Raw genomic sequence first — 23698 nt, forward strand, 5'->3', positions numbered from 1 at the left:
AGGCCTGGCTGGCGCTCCATGGCCGCTTCTTCCAGTCGATATCGTCAAGTGCGCTGCGGCCGCTGCGGTGCATGCCGCTGGTGAGATAGATCAGCCGGTGGGGCCGCGTGATCCAGGCGGTGAGGAGATAGGGGGCGAGCGTGTTGACCGCCAGCGTCTTGGCGTGGCCTTCCGGTGTGTCGCCGCGGCTCTTCTCGAGGTAGATGCCGGCATTGTGGATAACGGCGTCCATGCGGCCGATGGCGTTGACCTCTTCGGCGATCTCGCCAGTGCTACGGAAACCCGCTCGATCGCCGAAGAGGTCAACGCCATCGGCCGCATGGACGCCGTTATCCACAATGCCGGCATCTACCTCGAGAAGAGCCGCGGCGACACACCGGAAGGCCACGCCAAGACGCTGGCGGTCAACACGCTCGCCCCCTATCTCCTCACCGCCTGGATCACGCGGCCCCACCGGCTGATCTATCTCACCAGCGGCATGCACCGCAGCGGCCGCAGCGCACTTGACGATATCGACTGGAAGAAGCGGCCATGGAGCGCCAGCCAGGCCTATTCCGAAAGCAAGCTCTACATCGCCACCCTCACCGCCGCCATCGCCCGCCACTGGCCCGACGTCCTCAGCAACGCCGTCGATCCCGGCTGGGTGCCGACAAAGATGGGCGGCGCCGGCGCGCCGGATGATCTGGAGATGGGGCATCTGACGCAGACCTGGCTTGCGACGAGCGAGGACGAAGCGACGAAGGTGAGCGGCGGGTATTGGTACCACCGGCAGCAGCGGGAGGCGGCGGCGGAGGTGAATGATGTTGGGTTTCAGGATGCGTTGGTGGAGAGGTTGGCGGGGTTGACGGGGGTGCGGTTGGTTGAAAAGCGGGATTAAGGCGCGAGACGCCGATTGCCCTTATGTCCGCCCAGCTCTTGCAGGGCGGCTCTATTTCCGCTCCCCAGAAAGCAAGCCGAGCGTCCGGAGCCGGACGCTGATCTACGGGGATGCCGATGCGGATATGCACGACCTCATGCAGATTGCCGCGCTTTCGGGGCTGCGGTTAGAAGAGATCGGGCAGCTACGCATGTGGGACTGTGCCGCCGACTTGTTCGATATCACCCGGTCCAAGACCAAGACAGGAGTTCGGAAGGTGCCAATCCACCCGGGGTCGTGGCGCGGCGTACGAAAGATCAACCACAGGACGCCTACATATTCCCCGACTTCGAAGCCTCGGGATGGGACGACGCACGCGCAATGGCGGTCTCCAAGCAGTTGCGCGCTATTTTGCAAATGCGGCAACTAGCGTAAAAAGCGCTGCAAGAAACGCTGCAATGACAGACGCAAGCATGAGCTTCGACTGCCGCTTCATCTCGGCAATTGCTGCGCGTTGCTCGTTCGTGCCGCTTATCGTCGCTTCAAGTAGCTGTTTCTGAAGCTCCAAGTTCTGTTGTTCTAATATATACAAACGTCTTCTGATTTCCGTATCGCGCCAATAGGACATTTGCGATCCCGGTTGCTCGCTCGCATCCCCGAAAACTTCGTCATCAGACCTGCGAGACCATTCGCCGGACATTGCTCTTCCTCCTATAATCCCAACCGAATTCCTAGGCTTTGGCCAGTTCATACGATTTGCCAAACAGTATTGGTTGCGCAACGAGAAGCTGTGCGTTGGGATAACTCGCCGCCATAATATCGCGAGCGCGCGTCGTCGCCTCTTGTGATGCCTTCGGCCCAAGAATAACTGCCGATACTGCGTCCCGTGGAAAGGACATAAGGTGAATCGGGTCAGCGGCGCTTCCAACAGTCTTTTCGATATGTTGTATCCCGCAGTACAGGCGCCATTCCTGCTCGTATGACCACTCAGCAGATTTAGAAATGAAGGCTCCCTGCGGATCCTGAAGCACCTCTTCTAGATCCGCGTCCAAATAGGAAACTCTTTGAAGCCTTGTTGCGGAGCCGTCTCCCCGCCGTCGGAACCATTGGTGGTTCGTATCGAATTGGATGACGAATCCCGAGTTATTTCCAGCGTAGTGCGCCCACATGACGGGGCTTTGACATGTCGCGGAAAGAGAAAAGCACAGCAGGTCGCCAGAGTAGCGTTTTAGAAGTGAAGCGATGGTCTCGGGGTCATTTAGCTGGCTGGCGAGCATTCCGATCGAGGCTTTCATCTCCCTGCCGCAGGTGATCATCTAGCGAACGTCCGTATGCCTTCCCGAAAAATTCTTTTGCTAAATGAACAGGAAATACTCCAAGGCCGATTTCCTGAAGGTGAGCTGCGATGCGGTCATCTAGCTTCTGACTATGCATCTCCTCTTCAAGCATAGCACCCATGAATTCCATGAAACGCGGTCCCGCGAATTTATCGAAAGTCCGCCTGACTTCAAATAAGTCGTTGGTGTTCATCAGGTGCGTGAAGCGAACGGTCGCGGCTTGTAGTACGTCGTCAAGACGATCGGCGACCATGTACTTGTAAAGACTTGTCGGAGGGCTCGGAGAACCGCCTAGGTCGGACAGCAATTGTGTTCTTTCGGATCGCAGCTACAGATACTCGGCGAGTGCCGCCAGTTCGGCTCCAAGTTATATCCCTGTGCGTAAAAGAGTGAAAGTCCACAACTTCTTGTCGTTAATCTTTAACCGAGATATTTTTAGGTGTCATATTTTCGAGGCGTCCCTCCTGATCGATGCACACAGTTTCCTCCATGCGGGTGCGGCCGACTTTTGATCTTCTGCGACTTGCGGCCGGCACTAGGCACAAGCTACCCAGAAGCGTTCGAACTTTTTGGGACCATGCCGTTGCCGTCTGCTCTTGATACACTGGAAAAAACAATCGAAAGGCGCATTCCCGGCGCCACCTCGACTGCCACGATTTGGCGGTCTGCTGTCTTTGCCGCTTGCGAAAAGGTCTTGGCGGCGGGCTTGTTGGATAAGGATGCGCTGTCGCGAATTAACGGGACGAACGACGGTCTATATTGGGGCGCCATTGTCTGAAATCCTTCTCGCCGATCGCTTGCTTCACGCGGGCATGAAGCCAATGCACCAAGAGCCGGGACCAGATTTCCGCCTGGAGCATGGCGGTAAGACAATGTGGGTGGAAGTCATTACACCACTTCCAGCGAACATTCCGGTCGAATGGTTGGAACACGCGCCTGGCAAATGCAGTGAGCTTCCCCGCAGAAGCTGTTCTTCTTCGATGGACGGCGGCGATCAAAGAGAAAGCTGAAAAGCTTCGAGGAAATCCTTCACAAGGAAAGGCTGGTTACTTAGCCTCCGGGATAGTCAAGGAAGAAGACGTTTACGTTATCGCGGTCAACGGCTTGTTGTTGCGTGGCGGCGGTTTCGGGCAAGGCGATGGTTTTCCGCAATTAGAGGGCATATCGCAGCTTCCCCTCGCGGTCGAAGCGACTTATGCGGTCGGCCCCTACACCATGCAAATCGACCGGAATACGCTGCAGCAGGTTTCGGCGGGGCATTCACATCGCCCGCGTTTAGCAAGACCTAAGGGCGCAGACGTGCCCGCTGATACATTTCATGATCCGAGTTTTGCGACCATTAGCGCTATATGGGCAGTTGATATCGGTTACAGCTCAACGCTTCACAAACAGCAGCCGATGGCCGTGGTGCATAACCCCCCACGCGAGGAACCCGTTGCCGTCTCGGTTTTTGCCCGCGCATGACGAATTCACTCTTCAACTCACCGCCGACGAAATGTCGGTCAATCGTCAAGACGGGCGTGAATCAGGACGTCCGCTCATCATTGTCCCATAGGGTGTACTCCAACGGACGCTACCCTTGACATACCTGAGGAGGGCAACGCATTCCTCTTCCGTCGTGAAGCGGGGCGGCAAAAAACAGCGGGGTCAGAACGGTGGGGCAGTTAATCGGCCCATCCCGAACCAATCGACCTCGCCAACTGATTCCGAACCGACTTTCCCGATCTTCTCGATCCGAAAAATAGACTGGCTGGGGCGCCTGGATTCGAACCAGGGGATGGCGGTACCAAAAACCGCTGCCTTACCGCTTGGCTACGCCCCACCAGAGCTTGAGCGGCGAACCGCTTGCTCAGAAATCGACGCCTGATTAGCAAAGCTCTTTGCCTGTCACAATGACTAAGTTGCGCCTGCGGCAGATTTATGCGCGCGAAGCGGCGGGCGGCGTGCTAGCATAAGGCGATATTATCAACCTGAGATCATCGTCCCGCATGGAAAGTCCCGCATTTGACCTTGCTTTCGAGCCGGCCTATGGGCGGGCCGTGCCGGTTGCTCCCGATATCTTGCGCATCACGGCGGAAAATCCCGGGCCGTTTACCTTTTTCGGGACGAACAGCTATCTCGTCGGCTCTTCCTCGCTTGGCGTCATCGATCCCGGGCCGGAGGACGAGGCGCATTTTCAGGCGCTGATGGCGGCGATCGGCGGGCGTGATGTGACTCATATCTTCGTCAGCCATACACATCGCGATCACTCGCCGCTTGCCCGCCGGCTGCAGGCGGCAACCGGCGCGGTGACGGTGGGGCAAGGGCCGCACCGGCCAGCGCGGCGGCTGCGGGAGGGCGAGGTCAATCCCTTTGCCGAAAGCGCGGATATGGACTTCGTGCCCCATATCGCGCTCGGCGACGGCGAGACGATTGCGGGCGATGGCTGGGCACTGACGGCGGTGCTGACGCCGGGGCATACGGCCAATCATGCCGCCTTCGCGCTCGAAGGCCGCGAGATCCTCTTTTCCGGCGATCATGTCATGGCCTGGTCGACCTCGATCGTCGCACCGCCGGATGGGTCGATGGCGGATTACATGGCCTCGCTCGACAAGCTGATAGAGCGCGAGGACGGCCTGCTGCTGCCCGGCCATGGCGGGCCGGTCAACGAGCCGAAGACTTTCCTGCCGGCGCTGAAGGCGCATCGGCTCAAACGCGAGCAGGCAGTGCTGGCGCGGGTCGCGGCCGGCGATCGGGAGATCGCGGAGATGGTGAAGGCGATCTATCGCGATACCGATCCGAAGCTGCATGGGGCGGCGGCGCTTTCCGTGCTCGCCCATATCGAGCATCTCATGGAGCGCGGCGAGATTGCAGCAGATGGGCCGCCCTCGCTTGCCGCGCGCTATTGGCCGGGGTAATGAAAGGCGGAGGGAGATCTGCATGGGCCGCGCCGATTACAGCTATCGCACCGATCCCGCCGTTCCCGCCTTTGCCGATGACCGGCCGCTGATCGTTTTCGATGGCGAATGCGTCTTCTGCTCCGGCTGGGTGAAATTCGCGCTGAAGCACGACAGGCAGCAGCGCTACCGGTTCCTCGCGGCGCAGACGCCGCTCGGGCAAGCGCTTTACCGGCATTACGGCCTCGATACGCGCGACTACGAAACCAATATCCTCATCGAAGGCGGCCGCGCCTTCTTCAAATCCGACGGCACGATCCGCATGGTGGCAAGCCTCGGCTTTCCCTATTCGCTGGTCAGGCTCTTCCGGCTCCTGCCGCGGCGCGCGGCGGACGCGATCTATGAATTCATCGCCCGCAACCGGCTGAAGATCGCCGGACGGCAGAGCTGCATGGTGCCGACACCGGAGCAGCGCAGCCGCTTCATCGCATGAGCGGCGGCACCTTTTCCCTGCTGATCATCGGCGGCTACGGCAGCTTCGGCGGCCGGCTCGCCCGGCTGCTCGGCGAGGAACAGCGGCTCAGGCTGCTGATCGCCGGCCGCTCGCTCGAAAAGGCCGATGATTTCGTCTTCGATCTCCGGTCGCCGAAAGGTGGCGCCGGGCGGCTCGGCAATAACGATCTCGGCGCCTGGCTGCAGGCGGTGGCCTTCGATCGCGACGGCGATCTCCGGGAGCAGCTGACGCGGCTCAGGCCCAATCTCGTCGTCGATGCCTCCGGGCCGTTCCAGAGCTTCACCGGCGACGGCTACAAGGTGGTGCGAGCCTGCATCGAGCTCGGCATCGATTATGCCGATCTCGCCGACAGCAGCGGCTTTGTCGCCGGCATCGGTGGGCTCGATGCTGAGGCGAAGGCCAAGGGCACCTTCGTGCTCTCCGGGCTCAGCAGCCTGCCGGCGCTCTCCTTTGCGGCGCTGGAGGCGATGGCGCCGCATTTCTCCCGCGTCGAAAGTGTGGCGGCCGGCATTGCCCCGTCGACGCATGTCAGGATCGGCCTCAATGTCGTGAGAGCGATCGCAAGTTATGCCGGCAGGCCGGTGGCGCTGCTGCGCGAGGGGCAGCCGGCCAAGGGGCGCGGGCTGATCGACGAGATGCGGGTGACGATCGCGCCGCCCGATGTGGCGCCGCTCGCCAGCCGCACTTTCCTGCTGGTCGATGCACCCGACCTGGTGCTGCTGCCCGGCCGCCTTGCCGGCCTGCAATCCACCTTCACCGGCGTCGGCACCGAGCCGCAGGCGCTGCAGCGGCTGTTGAGATTTGCCGCCCGGCTGGTGGAGGTCGGGCTGCTGCCGTCGCTCACGCCGTTCGCCCGGGCGTTGCAGGCGGCCAGCCATCGCTTCGCCGTCGGCGCCCATCGCGGCGGCATGTTCGTGCGCCTGGGCGGCCTCGATCGCGATGGGCGGCGGCTGACGGCGGATTGGTCCGTGATTGCCGAAGGTGACGACGGGCCGTTCATTCCGGTTCTCGGCGTCGAGGTGCTGGTGCGCCGGCTGCTCGACGGCCAGCGGCCGGAAAGCGGCGCGCGGCCGGCGGCGGGGGAATTATCGCTTGCGGATTTCGAAGCGGCCTTCAGCCACTTCTCGATCGCTTCAGGCATCCGGCTGGATTACCGGGAAGAGCCGCAGCCGCTCTACCGCCGCATCCTCGGCGACGCCTGGGAGAAGCTGCCGCCGGCGCTGGCGGCGATCCATGGCGGCGGCACCCGCCTTGCCTCCGGCCGGGCGCGGATCGAGCGCGGCAGCGGGCTCCTCGCCCGGCTGATCGCCGGTCTTATCGGCTTTCCCGCCGCCGGCGAGGATGTGCCGGTCGCGGTGCGCTTTGCCGCCGATGGCGAGAGGGAGATCTGGACGCGGTCTTTCGGCAGCAAGACCTTCCGCAGCTGGCAGGCTGAGGGCACCGGCCGCGAGCGCCACCTGCTCGCCGAAGTCTTCGGGCCGTTCCGGGTGCTGTTGGCGCTGGTGCCGGAGGGGCAGAAGCTCAGGCTCGTGGTGCGCGGCTGGCGCTTTTGCGGCATCCCGCTGCCGCTGTCCCTGGCGCCGGGTGGGGATACCTACGAGGAGGAGCGCGACGGGCGGTTTCATTTCCATGTGGAGATCGGCGGCCGACTGACGGGGCTGGTGGTGCGGTATTCCGGGTGGCTGGTGCTGGAGTGAGGGGCGGCGGCCAGCGCGCTGCTGTCCCGTTCGTGACGGTTGCCCCTCACCCTAACCCTTGCCGGGGTCGAGCCACTGGTCTCGACCCGTCCTGCGGACCCCCGTAAAACGGGGCGAGGGGACGTGCCCCGCGTGAGTTTGGTGGGGAACAAAAAGGTTGCGGCATGTCCCCTTCGCCCCGCGCGCGGCGGTCCGAAGGACGGGTCGAGGCCCGTGACTCGACCCCGGTCGGTGGCGGCAGCCGGATGAGGGGCGGGCGGCGTTCTCCGTGCGTAGGAGGCGGTTTCGCGGGCGGCCGATCAACGGCCGGCGAAACGCCGTCTGGCGGCGTCGGTGACGGGCGTATAGAGGGCGACGCGAGTTCCCTCGGGATCGGCAAACTGCGCCGTCCGGTTGCCCCATGGCAGATCCTTGGGTGCGTGCACGACCGTGACCTGGTCCTTGAGCCGGGCGAATTCCGCATCGACATCAGAGACCATGAATTCGAGAATGGCTGTCCGGTTGGCACCCGGCTCCGCGCTGCCCTCGCTGAACAAGGCCACCGTTTCGGCGCTGCCGATGGCGAGTGTGGCGCCCGGTGTGACGATCTCGGCGAAGACGGGCGCAAGCCATTCGGCGCGACAGCCCGTCACCAGTTCATAAAAGGCCACCATGCCGTCTATATCGGCGGCGATCAGGCGGGTGGATGCGAATTTCATGATCTTCTCCCTGCGTGCGCGACGATGGCTGCGCTGCAATTTCTTGGCTTGCCTTTGTGACACAGCCGTGCTGACAGCGTTGTGGCAGCAGGAGTCAGCAGGCATGCGAAAAGCGGATCGGCTTTTTCAGATCATCCAGATTCTTCGCCGGTCGAGCCGGCCGGTGACCTCATCGGCGCTCGCGGATGAACTGGAGGTCGCCAGGCGCACCGTCTACCGCGACATCGCCCATCTGATCGCCCAGCGCGTGCCGATCCAGGGCGAAGCGGGATTCGGCTACGTGCTCGATCCGCGATACGACATGCCGCCGCTGATGCTGACGCCCGAGGAGATCGAGGCGGTCGTGCTCGGCGTGCAGATGGCGGCAAGCCTGAATGATGCGGCGATGCGCACTGCCGCCAGCGATGTCATGGCCAAGATCACATCGGTCATGCCGCCGGACCTGCTTCCCTATATTGCCGAGCCCGCGGTCGGCATCAGACCGGAGGCTATCGGCGGCGATGCGATGGTCGACACGCGGCCGCTGAGATCGGCGATCAGGGAAGGCCGCAAACTTGAACTCGATTATCGCGCGGCGGATGGGACGGTCAGCAGCCGCATCGTCTGGCCCGTGCTGCTCGGCTATGCCGAGGCGCACAGCCTTCTGATCGCCTGGTGCCAATCGAAACAGGCCTTCCGCCACTTCCGCACCGAACGGATCCTCAAGGTCGAGATCCTCGCTGAATCCATCGGCATGTCCAGGAGCCGGTTGCGGCAGCAATGGCAGCAGTGGCGCGATGCCGAAATGCGCAAGCCGGGTGGGCTGCCGTAACTGTTTCCGGCCGGCGAGCGACGTCACTGCCTTATCGGGTTTTCGCAAAAGATCGGAACCAACGACGGCATTGCGAGCTTCTTGTGACGGTCGGTTTCGGACGACAACTTGAACTCCGGCTGCCAGTGGAAACAACTCAACGCGGAGCAGACTGTCACGGTTCGATGCTACAGCTCTGATGAAAGACAGGAAAAATCGAAAACAGCCATGCTGCACGGTGACGATCAATCCAACTCGACAATCGCAACCGACGTTCCGCAGGCGGGTGCGATCTGTTATCGAAGAAACGGAAGCGGGCAGCTTCGCATCCTTCTCGTGGGAAGTCGTCGGCATGGACGATGGGGCGTTCCGAAAGGCAATCTCGACCCCGGCGAGACGACATCGGCAGCAGCGAGGCGGGAATCCTTCGAGGAAGCGGGCGTCGTCGGCGACGTGGAGGCGACAGCCTTCGGTTCATTCAGCTACCACAAAGACAGCTCGCCGCATCACTACCATGTCACCGTTCACCTGCTGCACGTCGTCGAGGGCGCAAGCTGATTTCCCGGAGAAGGGCATGCGCAAACAGAAATGGTTCCCTTTGAAAATCGCGATCCGAGACGCCGCACAGCCCGGCTTGAAGGCTCTGCTTTCCAGGCTTGAAGGCGTGGCCCTTTGAAGCTCGGCTTCACCAAATCGCTGTCGAGATTGTTGAAGACGCGACGGCGAGCCGTACGTCTGCTGGAGAAGACATGGAGTCCGCTTCGCCACAAGCCATCGAGGCAGGAGCGACCGAGGCTCCAGACGACCTCCGCATTTGGCAGCAACCCCGGAAGGCTTGTGATGAAGACCTTCGTGCCCGCCGATCTGCCAGGCAAGCCGGCCCTTGTGGTGGTGCTTCATGGATGCCGGCAGACGCCGGAAAGCCTGGACGCCGCCAGCGGCTTCTCGAGACTGGCCAGGGAGAGAGGCTTCGTGGTGCTTTACCCGCAGCAGACCCACGCCAACAATGCCCAGAAATGCTTCAACTGGTTCCGTCCGAGCGAGGTCGCTCGCGATCGCGGCGAAGTGCTTTCCATCAAGCAGATGATCGACCATGCCCTCAAACGACATCGAGCCGATCGCACGCGCGTTTACATTGTCGGCCTTTCTGCCGGCGGAGCGATGACAGGTTCATTGGTCGCCAACTATCCCGATATGTTTGCAGGCGCCGCTATCGTCGCCGGAATGCCGGTTGGCGCCGTGCGCGATGCAATGTCAGCGCTCCATGCGATGAAGTCCGGCGCTGCACTGCCCGCGGATGGCTGGGGCGCAAGGATTGCCGAAATCTCCCCTCGCCAACGGTCCTGGCCGCCGATCAGCATCTGGCAGGGGACTGCGGATCGCACGGTCAACCCGGCAAATGCGAGGGCTTGCGTCGATCAATGGCTTGAAGCGAACGCTGTTGATCGAAGCAGCGTCCGTGTCGAGAAGAAGCCCTGGGGCGAGTTGTCCTCTTGGAACGTCGCAGGCGCCCGCCCCGTATCGCTCTATTCGATCCATGGCATGGGGCACGGTCTTCCGGTCAAGAGTCGAAAGCCGGCCCCCTCAGGAGCGACAGACCCATTCGTGTTGGCAGCTGAGATCTCGGCTCCGATCGAACTGATGCGTCTGTGGCGTCTGCCGAGGCGGTAAGCACGCCTGGCCACTCCAGCCGATCTCAACACCGGGCGCTGGGTCTTCTTGCAACGAGTGCTATATTCAATTCCGGTCGTTTCACCTGAGACGATCCGGGAAAGGAATTCTTCCATGGGAGACCAGAAGCGCCCGCTGCAACCCGGAAACACCGCGCCCGCGTTCGAACTCGCCACGGCCAATTTCGAAGGAACGGTTTCGTTGGCCGACTTGAGCGGTCGGCCGTTCCTGATCGGCTTCTTTCGCGGGCTGCACTGCCCATTCTGCCGACGCCAGCTCGAACAGCTTGCCGGCATAGCGCCCATCCTCAGCGCCGCCGGGGTGAAGACCGTGGCCGTTATCAACACGCCGGTGGAACGCGCTCGCCTGTATGTCCGCCACCGCCCGACGCCGGTGACGCTCTTATGCGATCCCGACTGCCACACGCATCGCGCCTATGGCGTGCCGCATGCCGAGTTCCTGCCCGAGGGCAGCAGCGAACAGCCCGAATGGCCGTATCTCGCGACGATGGCGCAGTTCCAGGCGGCGCGCATCAACCCCACCGGCGAGTTCCCGGAACCGCTCCAGCCGATGGAAGCCAACACGGTGCTCAACGCCAAGGACCGCTTCGAGCTTGATGAAGCCGATCATGCGATCTTCGCCAAGCACGCCACCCAGCTCGTCGGGCACTTCCTGGTCGATCAGAACGGCACCATTGCCTGGGCGCAAATCGAGGCGCTGGACGGACCCAGCAGCCTTTGCATTTTCCCGACGGCAGCGGAGATCATCGCCGCCGTGGGTGAGCTTGGACGCGAGGTTGCAGGGGCGTAGCCGGATGATTGGCGGCGCTCTGGCGGCCCGATTCACGTGGGCAAGGAACGGAGCTCGCGGCACGTCCCCTTCTCCCCTCGGGGAGAAGGTGCCGGCAGGCGGATGAGGGGGCCACACGGTACATTCTCGCATCACAACCCTAGGCGAGAATTTTCGAAGGATGCGCAGCTGTTTGGAAAGATCAGCGCGACCAGCCCCCTCATCCGCCCTACGGGCACCTTCTCCCCGAGGGGAGAAGAGGGGATCGACAGGTTGCGGCATATCAGCCTATTCCGGCCTTCGCTTTGGGCTCATGGCGTTCGCCGCTGCAATCGATTCACTGGATCGATTGCTGGCGCCTCTGGCGGCACCGCGGCTCACCCACCCGCAATCCCCAGAAGTTCGGCGTCGAGCGCCTTCAGATAATCGCCGGCGATTTCGGCGCTGAGGCCGAGGTCGTGCTGGCCGTAGCGGGAGGCGACGCGGATGTCGACGAAGGTGGTTTCGGCCTCTTCGCGCAGCCGGATCATCATATCGAAGCGCAGGCCGAGGATCAGCGTGCGGGTGGTGGCCTGCAGCGTCACGCCGTTGGCGCCGCGGATCAGCTTGGCGACATCGTCATCATAGGGGCGCGGCGTCGGCACCGGGATGATGCCCGGCGCGTCGGTCACGGCCTCGTCGCCCGGGGCGGGCTTTGCCGGTCTGTCCTCGAGATCACGGTCCGGCTCTGATGTGCCGGTGCTCCTGACGATCGTAAAGCCGCTCTGTTTGGCAACCTTGCGCACCGCTTCCAGCACGCGGTCGAGCGCGCCCTCATAACGCCGGCCGGTCAGTTCCGGATAGGCCTCCATCTGCTTCTCGCGATCTTCAGGCGTCACCACCGGATTGCGCTTCAGCCAGATCTGGTCGGATTTCGGCGGCGATAGCCAGTCCGGTGCCGACACCGGATCGGTGGAGACGTCGTAGATCGCAGGCAGGCTGATGTAGCGTTCGGCGGCCACAGCGCCAATACCAAGCGGAAAGGCGGCATAGATCAGCGCCGCCAGCGCGGCGAGCCCGCCCTCGGCGCCGGTCATCCAGAGGCTGCGCAGGCCGAGCGCGGCCAGCATTGTAGCGAGCAGCGCGCAACCGGCGGCAAAGATCAAAAGCAGCACCAGATACGGCGTGGCGAGCCCGCCGAAGCGGTGGGCGATAAGCACGGCGAGCGCCAGAACCAGCGAAAATGCCCCGAGCAGCCGCGAAAAGCGGGCGGCGCTGGAAACGGGGCGGTCGTAGCGGATGGCCATCAAACTTACCGGTTGCTCGTCAGCGCCGCGCCATGAACCACGCAAATCGCCTTATCATTGTTTAGTGCAAGATTCGGCTGAATTGAAACTGTTGTCGCAAGCATATCCGCTGGAATCTGCGGTGAAGCTGGAGCCCTTCTTCATGAGCCCTTGCTGATATGCCAAAAAAAGGCCATTCTGCCGCGGTTTCATCTCCAGGGTCACGGACAGGAGAGACGGGATGATTTCACCCGAGATAGCAGCAAGGCCGCAGGCGTCTGCGCTTGGCGCGATCGATCACACCGAGCCGTCGCTGCCGATGGAGCTCGTCGAGCTCGAACTGTCGCTCGAAGGTTATGCCGGCGGTGACGCCGGCTTCTGCGAGGCGGTGCGCCAGGCAGCCGGCCGTTCCGGCGGCGAACTGCTGTTCGACCTGCCGGCCGCCGGCCTGATCGAGGATTGCCGGCGCATCGCCGTCTTGCGCATTCCCGATGGCGAGAACATGCGCGTCGTGCTGGCGCTGCTCGATCACAACGGCACCGAGATCCGCATGCAGGCGCCCGACGAGGAGACCGCCCATCTCGTGCGTTTCGCCGACGCCTTCATCGAGGTGCTGGAGCGGATCTGAGCGCGACCTAGCGCCGCTCGGCCGCGGCTTCCGCCAGGCTGCGGAAGGGAAACTTGCGCCCGCATTCGCATTTGATCATGAAGCTTTCCTGGTGGTTGGAAGCCCGCTGCACGCCGAAGCCGCGCGGCAGGTGATCGACCGTGAAATCCGGATGCTTGCGCTTGGGATCGTCGATCTCCGAGGCCTCGGCAAAACCCGCATTGCCGCATTGCGGGCAGTTCAGTTTCTTCGAGAATCGATCGCGGATGGCCATGCTCGTTTCCAATATTTGCAAGCCCCTCATACAGAGGAATCGCCATCGGCGAAAGTGGAACCATCTGCCCGGGCTGCCGTTCCTTTTTTCAAAAGGAGGCGATCATGCCGAACAGAGACCCGATACCGACACCGACTACTGACACACCGCGCGGCCCGACGCCGACGCCGGGCGTCCCCGACCGCACCCAGGAAAAACCGCCGCTGACGCCGGCCCAAGACCCGGGCGACACCAAGAACCCGCAAGACCCGCCGCTCGACCCGGCGCTCTTGCCGATCGGGGATCCGGCCGGGGCGGCTTGAGTCTGGTGAGAGCGTTATCATCACTTGTGGGGAAGATGTGCGGCAGGCCTCGGCGTCGCCGGCCCCCTCATCCGGCTGCCGCCACCTTCTCCCCGCTGGGGCGAAGGGGATGTGTCGCGAGGTCTCGATTCCCTCTTCTCCCCAGTGGGGAGAAGGTGCCCGTAGGGCGGATGAGGGGGCCGCACGGCACACCGGTCACTTCATCTAGCCATCTCAGCGACCGCCGGATATCACTCGCCTTGACGCCCTCGCCCGAATGGCATTTCCTCAGGGAAAAGCAAGGACCAACCCGATGCGCCTCCCCCTTCTCCTCACCCTCCTCGCCGTGACCGCCGGCCTTTCCGCCTGCCAGACGATGACGCCGGAGGAGCGGCGGGCGGCGGATGAGCAGAAGTGCCTGAGCTATGGTTTCCGCCGCGGCACCGATGCGTTCGCCACCTGCCTGCAGCGCATCGAGCTCGACCGGCGGGCCGAATCGCGGGCTGCGAGTGCCGAGCTGATGCACAGCATGGCCTGGGATCTGAACGGGCCATACGTCTACCGCGATCACTGGCGCTATCACCACTGACGGCAGCCCTCGGCCGGTTTTACCGGTTTTCCGAAATGACCGCCTGCGCCGCCGCCAATCTGGCGATCGGCACGCGAAACGGCGAGCAGGAGACGTAATCAAGGCCGATCGCTTCGCAGAAGCGGATCGAGGCCGGATCGCCGCCATGTTCGCCGCAGATGCCGAGCTTCATGTCGTTGCGGGTGCGCCGGCCGCGCTCGGCGGCGATGCTGATCAACTCCCCTACCCCATCGAAATCGAGCGAGATGAAGGGGTCGTGCTCGATGATGCCCTTGCGCTGATAGGTGGGGATGAAGGCGGAGGCATCGTCGCGCGAAATGCCGAAAGTGGTCTGCGTCAGGTCGTTGGTGCCGAAGGAGAAGAATTCCGCCGCCTCGGCGATGACATGGGCGCGAAGGGCCGCGCGCGGCAGCTCGATCATCGTGCCGACGAGATAATCGATCTTCATGCCGGCTTCTCGCATCACGTCGCCGGCCACCGTATCGATGCAGGCCTTGACGTAATCGAGCTCGGAGCGCAGGCCGACGAGCGGCACCATGATTTCAGGCACGACGGCCGCCCCGGTCTCCTTAGCTGCGGCGACCGCCGCCTCGAAAATGGCACGGGCCTGCATCTCGACGATCTCGGGATAGGAGATCGCCAGCCGGCAGCCGCGATGGCCGAGCATCGGGTTGAACTCGTGCAGCGCATCGACGCGCTGGCGCAGCGCCGAGGCCTCCATGCCCATGGCAAAGGCAACCTCGGCGACCTCGTCGTCGGTCTTCGGCAGGAATTCGTGCAGCGGCGGATCCAGCAGGCGGATCGTCACCGGCAGGCCGTGCATGACAGTGAAGAGGCCGGTGAAATCGGAGCGCTGCATCGGCAAGAGCTTGTCGAGCGCCAGCCGCCTGCCCTTCTCATCCTCGGCGAGAATCATCTCGCGCATCACATGGATGCGCTCGCCCTCGAAGAACATGTGTTCGGTGCGGCAAAGGCCGATGCCCTCGGCGCCGAAGGAGCGGGCGGCGCGCGCATCGGCCGGCGTATCGGCATTGGTGCGCACCGTCATCCGCCTCGCCCGGTCGGCCCAGCCCATGATGCGGCCGAAATCGCCCGACAGCTCCGGCTGGATCATCGGCACCTCGCCCTTCAGCACCTGGCCGGCTGAGCCGTCGATGGTGATGATGTCGCCCTTCTTCAGGGTGACGCCGATGCCGAGCAGCCGTTCGTTGCGTTGATCGATGCGCATGGTGCCGGCGCCGACAACGCAGGGAATGCCCATGCCGCGGGCGACGACCGCCGCATGGCTGGTCATGCCGCCGCGCGTCGTCAGGATGCCTTCGGCCGCATGCATGCCGTGAATATCCTCCGGGCTGGTCTCGACCCTAAGCAGGATCACCTTGCGGCCCTCGGCTTCCGCTTCGACAGCTTCTTCCGCGGTGAAGACGATGGCGCCGGTCGCGGCCCCCGGCGAGGCCGGCAGGCCGGTGCCGATCACCTGGCGGTTGACGCGCGGATCGATCGTCGGATGCAGGAGTTGATCGAGGCTCGACGGTTCGATGCGCAGCACCGCCTCCTCCTCGGTAATCACTTTCTCGTCGACCATGTCGACGGCGATCTTCATCGCCGCCCGGGTCGACCGCTTGCCGGCGCGTGTCTGCAGCATCCACAGCTTGCCGCGCTCGATGGTGAATTCGATATCCTGCATATCGCGGTAATGCATCTCGAGCTCGCTGCAGATGCGGGTGAGCTCGCGGAAGGCCTCCGGCATCAGCTTTTCCATCGAGGGCTTGTCGGAGCCGGAGGAAAGCCGCCCCTCCTCGGTGATGCTGTGCGGCGTGCGGATGCCGGCGACGACATCCTCCCCTTGCGCATTGACGAGGAATTCGCCGTAGAGCGCCTTCTCGCCGGTCGAGGGGTTGCGGGTGAAGGCGACGCCGGTGGCCGAGCTATTGCCGAGATTGCCGAAGACCATGGCCTGGATATTGACCGCCGTGCCCCAGCCTTCGGGGATATTGTGCAGCTGGCGATAGGTGACGGCGCGCGCGCTCATCCAGCTGGAAAAGACCGCGCCAACCGCGCCCCAGAGCTGGACTTCCGGATTCTGCGGGAATTCCCGATCGAGCTCCTCCTCGATCAGCCTCTTGTAGAGCGAGACGATATGCTGCCATTCGGTGGCGCTGAGTTCGGTATCGAGTTCGTGACCGAGCTTGGCCTTCTCGTCTTCGAGGATCTCCTCGAAGGCGTCGTTGCCGAGGCCCATGACGACGTCGGCATACATCTGGATGAAGCGGCGGTAGCTGTCCCAGGCAAAACGTGCGTCGCCGGCATCGTGGCCGAGCGCCTGCACCGTCTCGTCGTTGAGGCCGAGGTTCAGCACCGTGTCCATCATGCCGGGCATGGAGACGCGAGCGCCGGAGCGCACGGAGAGCAGCAGCGGCTGGCTGGTGGATCCGAAATGGCGGCCGGTGATGGCCTCGATCGCAGCTATGCCGGCGCGCACCTCGGCCTTCAGCCGGTCGTCGATATGGCCGCCATTCGTGTAATAAGTGTTGCAGGCGCCGCTGACGATCGTCAGCCCCGGCGGGACGGGAAGACCGAGAGCGCACATTTCAGCGAGGTTGGCGCCTTTGCCGCCGAGAATCTCATGGTCGCGCGCGCCACCCTCAGCCTGTCCGTCGCCGAACCTATAGACCCACTTGGTCATCTTCCCCCCAACACCACAAAAGGATCAGCGTGATCCCTCAGTTTGCTGACATGTCTTGCTCCCCTCGCCGTCATCCTCGGCCTTGTGCCGAGGATCTGCTCCATATCGACTGGCTGCAGATGCTCGGGACAAGCCCGAGCATGACGAAGGAGAAGTTTAACAAACACCGACAGCGTCTGGGAAATCAGCTTAATGCCTTGGAGTTGAAATGAAAATCGACAAATGCGGCGAAAATGCTGCGTCGCACAATATTTTCACCATCACTGGCGGCTGAAAGCCATATAACCCCGCCTGAAGAAGGCATAAAAAAAGCTTTGCGGGACTGCAACAATGTCCCGCAAAGCCTTGTTTCCGTCCGGCCAGGAAAACCGGACGGGGGGTCCCTCAACCCAGGGCGATTTCATGGACCCGCCCTGATCTTTGTTTTCCGCAACTCCTCAAGAGACGCTTCGCATTTCCAGGGATTGCTCAAACAGCTTCCAGGTCCTTGCCCTCTACCTGAAAAGCGCATCGCAATTCGACAAATCCGCAACTTTGACCGCCCCGCTCTTCAGCAAAGTCATCAGGTTGCGTTGAAACAACTTCTAATGCAAGTCAGAGAAAAGAGCATCACCCAAATGGGTTAGGGACCGCAAGACAGCCGACCTTTTTTGGTGTTTATCGCCGAATGCGGGAAAATTGCACGCGGTCGGTTCTTCCCCCGGCCTCAGCTGCGGGTCCTGGTCGGCGCGTGCCGGCCATAAGACGGCCGCTCGGCCAAGCTCCGCGAGTGCTTTCCGGCCACAGAACGAATCCATCGACGCCTTGGCGGACGGCGCACCGGACACAATCAAGCGTTGCAACTATCACAGAATACCTTATCTTGTCAGGCCTCCGCAGATCCCACCCCGGACGTCCAGATGCTCGATTTTGAACCGCAATATTCCACCCCCGGGGTCGAAACGATCGGGCGGTTCATCGATCGGCATTACGGCCTTGCCGGACCGGTGGACTGCCGCCTGCTCAATCGCGGTCTCAACGACAGTTATCTGGTCATCGACAGCATCGGCGAGCGCTATGTATTCCGGCTTTCACATCGCCGCAGCCGCGGTCCGGCCGACGTCAGGACCGAAACGGCTTTCCTCAGACATCTCCAGGAGGCAGGCGTGCCGGTCGCAGCGCCCATGCCGACGCGAGACGGCTCCTTCTTCCTGCAGGGACAGGCGCCGGAGGGGCTGCGCGAAGCTGTGCTGTTCAGGGAAGTTTCCGGCCGGGAGCCGGGCGCGGCAGATGCGGGCGATGCCCAGGCGAATGGCAGGACGCTTGCCCTGCTGCACAATGCGGCGCAGACGTTCTCGTTCGAGGGAGCGCTCTATCGGCTCGACCTCGAACACCTGCTGCATCGCCCCCAGGCTCGTATCCGCGACAGCGGCCTCGTCGAAGACGCGGATGTGCTTCGCGACCTCGAAAGCATCGCCATGCGCACCGCAAAGGCGATAGACGCGTTCAGAAATCTGACCTGGACCCAATGCCACGGCGACTGTCACGGCTTCAACGCGCGCATCAATGACGCAGGCGAAGCGGTCTTTTTCGACTTCGACGACGGCGGGCCGGGATATCTCGCTTACGATCTGTCGGTCTTCCTCTGGGCAAAGGTTTCCTTTGGCCGGAGCTTGACGCCGATGTGGACGGCCTTCATCAACGGCTATCGCGCCATCCGGCCGATAACGCCTGACGATTTCGAAGCCGCTCTCCGCTTCGTGATCGTCCGCCACTTCTGGCTCATGGGCGAATATGCCAGTCGCTCGAACGAATGGGGAAGCACTGATGTCGGCTGGATCGCGCGGCAGGCGGATTTTCTCAAGACCTGGGAGGCAGAGTGCTTCGGCGATCGCCTGTTCTGACGGACGACTCGCCATGAATCCGTAGGGGAAATGGGCGTCAGGAACTATCTCATCGAAGGCGTTTCCGGCAGCGGCAAGACCGCCGTGGTCGATCGCGAATAGAAGATGTCGGATTCCCGTTTGGCCGCACGTCTTCAATACAAGGAGCCATGGAGGAAACGATGACGATCACCATCACCGCCTTTGAACGTTCGCCCGATCGGGGCCGCGGCCTGGCGCGCGACATGCGGGTTCGCTGGGCGCTCGAGGAAGCGGGCCAGCCCTATGAGGTTCGCCTCGTCACGTTCGAGACAATGAAGCAACCGGCGCATCTGGCGCGCCAGCCTTTCGGCCAGATCCCGACCTATGAGGAAGGCGATCTCACCCTGTTCGAATCCGGCGCGATCGTGCTGCATATCGCCGAGCGGCATGGCGGCCTGTTGCCTGCAGATGCCAATGGCCGGGCGCGGGCGATCGCCTGGATGTTTGCCGCGCTCAACACGGTGGAGACGCCGATCTTCGATCACAGCCTCGCCAGGATATTGGAGCGCGACGAGCCCTGGTACGAGCAGCGCCTGCGTGCCCTCGAAGGCAGCATCCGCAGAAGGCTGGACAGCCTTTCCACGCACCTCGACGATGCCGACTGGCTCGACGGTGCATTCAGCGCCGGTGACTTGCTGATGGTGTCGGTGCTGCTGCGGCTGAAGTCATCCAATATCCTCGACGATTATCCCAGCCTCGCCGCCTATGTCGCCCGCGCCGAAGCACGGCCGGCCTATCAACGCGCCTTCGCCGCGCAGCTGGCGGTTTTCCAGGCCGCATCGGCGGCGGGCTGACCAGGGATCATGGCGGGTCGGTGAACAGCGAAGGAGTTGCACCGCAGAGAAATAGAGGCCGCCTGCTTGGTATGGATCCGAGGGTCAAGCCCTGGGATGACGGAGAGTGTGGTTGGTTTTGTTGCCAGACGCACCGGCGATGCAGCTTGCTCCGCCGCGCCTGCCGTAGCTTCACCACCCCTCCGCCCTCAAGTTTGTACCATTTCTCGTCCGTCGCCCCGGCACCACCTCTCCTCCGTCAACGGGCACCACCTCCTCCGTCATCCCAGGGCTTGACCCTGGGATCCATGCGGCTGGCACTGGGTGAACAGCGAAGGCGTCCCACGGCAGAGAAATAGAAGTCCGCGTGTTTGGCCATGGATCCCAGGCTCAAGCCCTGGGATGACGGAGAGTGTGGTTGGCGTTCTCACCACGCACCGGCGATGCAGCTTGCGGCTCTGCGCCGGCCGTAGCTTCATCGCGCCCCGCACCAACTCTCATTGGTAATCCGAGGGCTTGACCCTGGAAGCACAGCCTCCTCGCAAGACCTCAGGCAATTTCGCGCAGGCGTTCGGCTGTCTGCAGGTCGACGGAGACGAGGGTGGAGACGCCTTGCTCGGCCATGGTGACGCCGAAGAGGCGGTTCATGCGGGCCATGGTGATGGGATTATGGGTGATGATGACGAAGCGGGTTTCGGTCGAAGCCGCCATTTCGTCCATCAGGTTGCAGTAGCGCTCGACATTGTGGTCGTCGAGCGGCGCGTCCACCTCGTCGAGCACGCAGATCGGCGCCGGGTTGGTGAGGAAGACGGCGAAGATCAGCGCCATTGCCGTCAGCGCCTGTTCGCCGCCCGACAGCAGCGTCATCGTCTGCGGCTTCTTGCCGGGCGGGCGGGCCAGGATTTCGAGGCCGGCCTCAAGCGGATCGTCGGATTCGATCAGCTGCAGCTCGGCGGTGCCGCCGCCGAAAAGATGGGTGAACAGCCGCTGGAACTGGCCGTTGACGACGTCGAAGGCGGCGACCAGGCGCTCGCGGCCCTCGCGGTTCAGGCTCTGGATGGCGCCGCGCAGCTTGCGGATCGCGTCGATGACGTCGTCGCGCTCCTTGATCAGCGCTTCGAGCTTCTCGCTCAGCTCCTTCTGCTCCTCGTCGGCGCGCAGGTTGACGGCGCCGAGCCGTTCGCGCTCCATCTTCAGCCGCTCCAGCTCGCGCTCGACCTCGCGCGGATCGGGCAGCGCCTGCATCGGCTGCAGGCCGGCGAGCCGAAGCGCCTCATGCGGCGGCACGTTCAGCGCCTCGCGGATGCGGACTTCACTTTCGTGCCGACGTTCGCGGGCCGAGACCAGGCGCTCCTCGGCGCGGCCGCGGCGTTCGCGGTATTCGGCAAGCTCGGAAAGCGCGGTCGCCGCCTTGTGATCGGCATCGCGCTGGATGCGTTCGGCTTCGGCCAGAAGATCGCCGGCATTGCGGCGCGCCTCCTCGGCCTTCTGTAATTCGCTGAGCAGGGCGCGACGCTTGTCGTCGAATTCGTCAGGCGCCATTTCGAGATCGGCCGCCTCTTCGCGCGCCTCTTCCTCGCGCTCGCGCAGTGTCGCGACATGATCCTCGCCGCTTGCCGCCCGCTGGCGCCAGGTCTCGCGTTCCTGGCCGATCGCCATGATGCGACGCTGGCGGGCTTCGTTTTCCCTCGCCAGGCTTTCATGACGGGCGCGGGCCTCGGCGAGCGTGCCGCGGTCGGTCGCCACCTCCGCCTGCTGGAAGCGCAAGCGCTCGTCGATCTCGGTCAGGTCAGGCGCGTCCTCCAGCTCGATGCGGGCATTTTCTTCCTGGACGCCGATCTCTTCCAGCTGCGCGCCCAGCTGGCTCGCAGCCTCGCTGACGACATCGCGGCGGCGGATGAGATCGCCGGAAGCCCGCTCGGCCGCAGCCAGCGCCTCGCGCGCTTCGGCCAGATGGCGCGCCGACAGCCGGCTCATGTCGCGGGCCTCGGCCAGCCGCCGCTCCTCGAGGCGGATCGCTTCGGCCGCCGCTGCCTGCCGCTCTTCGGCCTCGGCAAGCACATCACGGGCGATCGCCGCTTCGCTTTCGAGTTCGGCCAGGCGGTTCTTCTGGGCAAGGCGCAGCGCGGCAGCGCTCGGGGCATCGGCGCCGCTGACATGGCCGTCCCAGCGATAGACGGCGCCCTCCTTGGTCACCAGCCGCTGGCCGGGCTTCAGCGCCGCCATCAGCGACCGCGCGTCGCCATCGGCGACCAGGCCGATCTGGCGCAGGCGGCGGGTGAGAGCTGATGGCGCGCTGATATGAGCGATCAGCGGCACGGCGCCTTCGGGAAGCGCCGGATCGCCGGCGCCATCGCCATTGACAGACCAATGGGCCGGCGCCTCGGCATCGAGCGGCGATTCCAGATCGTCGCCGATTGCTGCACCGAGCGCCGTCTCGAAGCCGCGATCGACCTTCAGCTCCTCGGCAATCGGCGGGAACTTGCCGGCCGCCGCACCGGCGGCGAGCATGCGGGAAATGGTGCGGGCTTCGGTCTCCAGCGCATTCAGCCCGGCGCGGGCCTGATCGACCGGGGCGCGCGACAGGGCCTCGGTCTGGCGGGCGCCAGCCAGCGCCTGTTCGACCGTCTGGACGGCGGCGTCGGCGTCCGCAAGCGCAATTTCGCCTGCCTCGACCATCGCGCGTTTTTCATCCGGATCGGGCAGTCCCGATATCTTCTCGCCGATCGCCGACAATTCCGCATTTGCTTCGTCCATCTGGCGCTCGAGGCGCATGCGGCGGTCGGCCAGATCACGAATGGCGCGCTCCAGCTGATTGCGGCCGGCGGCCGCCTCAGCGCGCTCGGCCGTCAGCTGCGTGAAGATGCGCTCGCTGTCGGCAAGTTTTGCCGCCGCCGCTTCGAAGGCTTCTCGGGTCTCCTCGGCATGACGGCCGGAATCGGCGAGGATGTCCGAAATCTCCGCCTCTTCGGCATCGAGCTTGGCGAGGATGACGGCATTATCGGCCACCAGCCGCTCCTCGCGGCGGATATCCTCGGCAAGCTGGGCGAGACGGCGGGTCAGTTCGTCGCGGCGGCGCAGGATGCGGCCGGCATCCTCCTCCAGCTGGCTCCTGGCGATCTGCAGGCGCTGCAGGGCGGCGGCGGCGCGAGCCTCGCCGTCGCGCAGTTCCGGCAGCTTCAGGCTGGCGATGCCCTGCTGCTTGGCGGCCTCCATCTGGATCTGCGCCTTTTCGGCGACGATGACGGTTGCCTGATTGAGAGCGCTGTCGGCCTCGGCCTCAGCCTCCTTAGCCTGCACCCAGCGGATATGCAGGAGCATCGCCTCGCGGGCGCGGATATCGGCCGACAGCGTCTTGAAGCGATTGGCCTGTCGGGCCTGGCGCTTCAGGCTCTCGATCTGGCTTTCGAGCTGCGACGTGACGTCGTCGAGGCGCTCGAGATTGGTTTCGGCGGCGCGCAGGCGCAGCTCGGCCTCATGGCGGCGCGAATGCAGGCCCGAAATGCCGGCCGCTTCTTCCAGGAGCTGGCGGCGGGCCTGCGGCTTTGCCTGGATCAGCTCGCCGATGCGGCCCTGGCCGACCATCGAGGGCGAGCGGGCGCCGGTCGAGGCATCGGCAAACAGCAGCTGCACATCCTTGGCGCGGCTTTCCTTACCGTTGATGCGATAGAGCGAGCCCTGCTCGCGCTCGATGCGGCGGGTGACCTGGATCTCGTCGCTGTCGTTGAAGGCGGCAGGCGCGGTCCGCTCGCCATTGTCGAGATAGAGGGCCACCTCGGCGGTATTGCGGGCCGGGCGGTTGCCGGAGCCGGAAAAGATCACGTCGTCCATGCCGGAGGCGCGCATGTTCTTGTAGGAATTCTCGCCCATCACCCAGCGCAGCGCCTCGACGAGATTGGACTTGCCGCAGCCGTTCGGGCCGACGACGCCGGTCAGCCCCCGCTCGATGATGAATTCCGTCGGCTCGACGAAGGATTTGAAGCCGACCAGGCGCAGCTTGTTGAACTTCATGCGGAAATATCCACGGCAGGAAGCCCCCTCATCCGCCTGCCGGCACCTTCTCCCCGCTGGGGCGAAGGGGATTTGCCGCA

21 protein-coding genes, 1 tRNA gene and 2 pseudogenes are annotated in these 23698 nt (G+C 63.7%); 14 read left to right on the forward strand and 10 right to left on the reverse strand.

Features of this window, described 5'->3' with window-relative positions; genetic code table 11:
- A pseudogene (locus PH551_RS27260) lies at window positions 1–232 on the reverse strand (SDR family NAD(P)-dependent oxidoreductase); the annotation flags it as partial.
- An 18-nt stretch (window positions 233–250) separates the two neighbouring features.
- Between PH551_RS27260 and PH551_RS27265 the strand changes: the two are divergent.
- Window positions 251–877 (forward strand): annotated as a pseudogene (locus PH551_RS27265) (SDR family oxidoreductase); the annotation flags it as partial.
- Between the two features lie 385 nt (window positions 878–1262).
- On the opposite strand, the gene PH551_RS27270 reads toward PH551_RS27265, so the two are convergent.
- Genes PH551_RS27270 through PH551_RS27280 form a run of 3 tightly spaced genes read right to left on the reverse strand, consistent with a single transcriptional unit; the run spans window position 1263 to window position 2446 of the window.
- Window positions 1263–1556, reverse strand: a complete 294-nt coding sequence (locus PH551_RS27270) for a hypothetical protein (protein ID WP_285195805.1) — start codon at window positions 1554–1556, stop codon at window positions 1263–1265.
- A gap of 31 nt (window positions 1557–1587) precedes the next feature.
- Window positions 1588–2151 carry a DUF2971 domain-containing protein gene (locus tag PH551_RS27275; protein ID WP_285195806.1) on the reverse strand — a complete coding sequence of 188 codons (564 nt, stop codon included), beginning with the start codon at window positions 2149–2151 and terminating at the stop codon, window positions 1588–1590.
- Window positions 2111–2446, reverse strand: a complete 336-nt coding sequence (locus tag PH551_RS27280; RefSeq protein WP_285195807.1) for a hypothetical protein — start codon at window positions 2444–2446, stop codon at window positions 2111–2113. Before PH551_RS27280 ends, PH551_RS27275 begins: the two co-directional genes overlap by 41 nt.
- A gap of 695 nt (window positions 2447–3141) precedes the next feature.
- Here PH551_RS27280 and PH551_RS27285 point away from each other — a divergent pair.
- The gene (locus tag PH551_RS27285; protein WP_285195808.1) at window positions 3142–3657 is read left to right on the forward strand and encodes a hypothetical protein; all 516 of its coding nucleotides are present in this window, start codon (window positions 3142–3144) and stop codon (window positions 3655–3657) included.
- A 283-nt stretch (window positions 3658–3940) separates the two neighbouring features.
- Here PH551_RS27285 and PH551_RS27290 read toward each other — a convergent pair.
- Window positions 3941–4015: transfer RNA gene (locus PH551_RS27290), tRNA-Gln, on the reverse strand.
- Between the two features lie 166 nt (window positions 4016–4181).
- On the opposite strand from PH551_RS27290, the gene PH551_RS27295 reads away from it, so the two are divergent.
- From PH551_RS27295 to PH551_RS27305, 3 genes are read left to right on the forward strand one after another with little or no spacing between them, the layout of a single operon-like run.
- Entirely contained in the window at window positions 4182–5090 is a 909-nt protein-coding gene (locus PH551_RS27295) for an MBL fold metallo-hydrolase (protein WP_285195809.1), read from the forward strand.
- A 22-nt stretch (window positions 5091–5112) separates the two neighbouring features.
- On the forward strand, window positions 5113–5562 hold the full coding sequence (locus PH551_RS27300; protein WP_285195810.1) for a thiol-disulfide oxidoreductase DCC family protein: 450 nt from the start codon (window positions 5113–5115) through the stop codon (window positions 5560–5562).
- The gene (locus PH551_RS27305; RefSeq protein WP_285195811.1) at window positions 5559–7280 is read left to right on the forward strand and encodes a saccharopine dehydrogenase family protein; all 1722 of its coding nucleotides are present in this window, start codon (window positions 5559–5561) and stop codon (window positions 7278–7280) included. The genes PH551_RS27300 and PH551_RS27305 overlap by 4 nt, the downstream gene beginning before the upstream one ends.
- A 299-nt stretch (window positions 7281–7579) precedes the next feature.
- Here PH551_RS27305 and PH551_RS27310 read toward each other — a convergent pair whose 3' ends face one another.
- Entirely contained in the window at window positions 7580–7978 is a 399-nt protein-coding gene (locus tag PH551_RS27310) for a VOC family protein (RefSeq protein WP_285195812.1), read from the reverse strand.
- Between the two features lie 103 nt (window positions 7979–8081).
- On the opposite strand from PH551_RS27310, the gene PH551_RS27315 reads away from it, so the two are divergent.
- The 4 genes from PH551_RS27315 (at window position 8082) to PH551_RS27330 (ending at window position 11249) form a co-directional block, all read left to right on the forward strand.
- Entirely contained in the window at window positions 8082–8789 is a 708-nt protein-coding gene (locus tag PH551_RS27315; protein ID WP_285195814.1) for a helix-turn-helix transcriptional regulator, read from the forward strand.
- Window positions 8790–8996: 207 nt separating this feature from the next.
- Window positions 8997–9326 (forward strand): NUDIX hydrolase, encoded by a 330-nt coding sequence (locus PH551_RS27320; RefSeq protein ID WP_350223865.1) that lies wholly within the window; start codon window positions 8997–8999, stop codon window positions 9324–9326.
- A 114-nt stretch (window positions 9327–9440) separates the two neighbouring features.
- Window positions 9441–10439 carry an extracellular catalytic domain type 1 short-chain-length polyhydroxyalkanoate depolymerase gene (locus PH551_RS27325; RefSeq protein ID WP_285195816.1) on the forward strand — a complete coding sequence of 333 codons (999 nt, stop codon included), beginning with the start codon at window positions 9441–9443 and terminating at the stop codon, window positions 10437–10439.
- Between the two features lie 114 nt (window positions 10440–10553).
- Window positions 10554–11249, forward strand: a complete 696-nt coding sequence (locus PH551_RS27330; RefSeq protein ID WP_285195817.1) for a peroxiredoxin-like family protein — start codon at window positions 10554–10556, stop codon at window positions 11247–11249.
- Between the two features lie 356 nt (window positions 11250–11605).
- On the opposite strand, the gene PH551_RS27335 is transcribed toward PH551_RS27330, so the two are convergent.
- Window positions 11606–12514: a DUF1499 domain-containing protein gene (locus PH551_RS27335; protein WP_183706725.1), complete on the reverse strand. Its 909-nt coding sequence runs from the start codon at window positions 12512–12514 to the stop codon at window positions 11606–11608.
- 220 nt (window positions 12515–12734) lie between these two features.
- Here PH551_RS27335 and PH551_RS27340 point away from each other — a divergent pair, with 220 nt between their 5' ends.
- Window positions 12735–13121 (forward strand): hypothetical protein, encoded by a 387-nt coding sequence (locus PH551_RS27340; RefSeq protein ID WP_085777257.1) that lies wholly within the window; start codon window positions 12735–12737, stop codon window positions 13119–13121.
- Window positions 13122–13128: 7 nt separating this feature from the next.
- Here PH551_RS27340 and PH551_RS27345 read toward each other — a convergent pair whose 3' ends face one another.
- Window positions 13129–13374: a hypothetical protein gene (locus PH551_RS27345; RefSeq protein WP_097597612.1), complete on the reverse strand. Its 246-nt coding sequence runs from the start codon at window positions 13372–13374 to the stop codon at window positions 13129–13131.
- A gap of 104 nt (window positions 13375–13478) precedes the next feature.
- Between PH551_RS27345 and PH551_RS27350 the strand changes: the two genes are divergently transcribed.
- Together PH551_RS27350 and PH551_RS27355 are read left to right on the forward strand one after the other, a co-directional pair.
- A complete protein-coding gene (locus PH551_RS27350; RefSeq protein ID WP_085777255.1) occupies window positions 13479–13676 on the forward strand; it encodes a hypothetical protein in 198 nt (65 codons plus the stop codon).
- A 292-nt stretch (window positions 13677–13968) separates the two neighbouring features.
- Window positions 13969–14244 carry a hypothetical protein gene (locus PH551_RS27355; RefSeq protein ID WP_198175505.1) on the forward strand — a complete coding sequence of 92 codons (276 nt, stop codon included), beginning with the start codon at window positions 13969–13971 and terminating at the stop codon, window positions 14242–14244.
- A gap of 19 nt (window positions 14245–14263) precedes the next feature.
- On the opposite strand, the gene ppdK is transcribed toward PH551_RS27355, so the two are convergent.
- The gene (ppdK, locus tag PH551_RS27360; RefSeq protein ID WP_285195820.1) at window positions 14264–16930 is read right to left on the reverse strand and encodes a pyruvate, phosphate dikinase; all 2667 of its coding nucleotides are present in this window, start codon (window positions 16928–16930) and stop codon (window positions 14264–14266) included.
- Between the two features lie 899 nt (window positions 16931–17829).
- On the opposite strand from ppdK, the gene PH551_RS27365 reads away from it, so the two are divergent.
- Both PH551_RS27365 and PH551_RS27370 read left to right on the forward strand, forming a co-directional pair.
- Window positions 17830–18813 carry a phosphotransferase enzyme family protein gene (locus PH551_RS27365; protein WP_285195823.1) on the forward strand — a complete coding sequence of 328 codons (984 nt, stop codon included), beginning with the start codon at window positions 17830–17832 and terminating at the stop codon, window positions 18811–18813.
- Window positions 18814–18974: 161 nt separating this feature from the next.
- Window positions 18975–19628 (forward strand): glutathione S-transferase family protein, encoded by a 654-nt coding sequence (locus tag PH551_RS27370; RefSeq protein WP_285195824.1) that lies wholly within the window; start codon window positions 18975–18977, stop codon window positions 19626–19628.
- A gap of 528 nt (window positions 19629–20156) precedes the next feature.
- Here the strand turns inward: PH551_RS27370 and PH551_RS27375 are convergent.
- A complete protein-coding gene (locus tag PH551_RS27375) occupies window positions 20157–23618 on the reverse strand; it encodes a chromosome segregation SMC family protein (protein ID WP_285195825.1) in 3462 nt (1153 codons plus the stop codon).
- Window positions 23619–23698 lie beyond the last annotated feature (80 nt).

Source organism: Rhizobium atlanticum (assembly GCF_030182485.1).
In the GTDB taxonomy this organism is placed as follows: domain Bacteria; phylum Pseudomonadota; class Alphaproteobacteria; order Rhizobiales; family Rhizobiaceae; genus Rhizobium.

Excerpts from the sequence above, each read along its gene's own strand:
- PH551_RS27340 (WP_085777257.1), top strand. The coding sequence starts at position 12,735 with ATGATTTCACCCGAGATAGCAGCAAGGCCGCAGGCGTCTGCGCTTGGC.
- PH551_RS27375 (WP_285195825.1), bottom strand. The coding sequence starts at position 23,618 with ATGAAGTTCAACAAGCTGCGCCTGGTCGGCTTCAAATCCTTCGTCGAG.
- PH551_RS27365 (WP_285195823.1), top strand. The coding sequence starts at position 17,830 with ATGCTCGATTTTGAACCGCAATATTCCACCCCCGGGGTCGAAACGATC.
- PH551_RS27345 (WP_097597612.1), bottom strand. The coding sequence starts at position 13,374 with ATGGCCATCCGCGATCGATTCTCGAAGAAACTGAACTGCCCGCAATGC.
- PH551_RS27330 (WP_285195817.1), top strand. The coding sequence starts at position 10,554 with ATGGGAGACCAGAAGCGCCCGCTGCAACCCGGAAACACCGCGCCCGCG.
- PH551_RS27275 (WP_285195806.1), bottom strand. The coding sequence starts at position 2,151 with ATGAAAGCCTCGATCGGAATGCTCGCCAGCCAGCTAAATGACCCCGAG.
- PH551_RS27305 (WP_285195811.1), top strand. The coding sequence starts at position 5,559 with ATGAGCGGCGGCACCTTTTCCCTGCTGATCATCGGCGGCTACGGCAGC.
- PH551_RS27370 (WP_285195824.1), top strand. The coding sequence starts at position 18,975 with ATGACGATCACCATCACCGCCTTTGAACGTTCGCCCGATCGGGGCCGC.
- PH551_RS27300 (WP_285195810.1), top strand. The coding sequence starts at position 5,113 with ATGGGCCGCGCCGATTACAGCTATCGCACCGATCCCGCCGTTCCCGCC.
- PH551_RS27295 (WP_285195809.1), top strand. The coding sequence starts at position 4,182 with ATGGAAAGTCCCGCATTTGACCTTGCTTTCGAGCCGGCCTATGGGCGG.
- PH551_RS27350 (WP_085777255.1), top strand. The coding sequence starts at position 13,479 with ATGCCGAACAGAGACCCGATACCGACACCGACTACTGACACACCGCGC.
- PH551_RS27310 (WP_285195812.1), bottom strand. The coding sequence starts at position 7,978 with ATGAAATTCGCATCCACCCGCCTGATCGCCGCCGATATAGACGGCATG.
- PH551_RS27320 (WP_350223865.1), top strand. The coding sequence starts at position 8,997 with ATGCTGCACGGTGACGATCAATCCAACTCGACAATCGCAACCGACGTT.
- PH551_RS27280 (WP_285195807.1), bottom strand. The coding sequence starts at position 2,446 with ATGGTCGCCGATCGTCTTGACGACGTACTACAAGCCGCGACCGTTCGC.
- PH551_RS27270 (WP_285195805.1), bottom strand. The coding sequence starts at position 1,556 with ATGTCCGGCGAATGGTCTCGCAGGTCTGATGACGAAGTTTTCGGGGAT.
- PH551_RS27355 (WP_198175505.1), top strand. The coding sequence starts at position 13,969 with ATGCGCCTCCCCCTTCTCCTCACCCTCCTCGCCGTGACCGCCGGCCTT.
- PH551_RS27335 (WP_183706725.1), bottom strand. The coding sequence starts at position 12,514 with ATGGCCATCCGCTACGACCGCCCCGTTTCCAGCGCCGCCCGCTTTTCG.
- ppdK (WP_285195820.1), bottom strand. The coding sequence starts at position 16,930 with ATGACCAAGTGGGTCTATAGGTTCGGCGACGGACAGGCTGAGGGTGGC.
- PH551_RS27315 (WP_285195814.1), top strand. The coding sequence starts at position 8,082 with ATGCGAAAAGCGGATCGGCTTTTTCAGATCATCCAGATTCTTCGCCGG.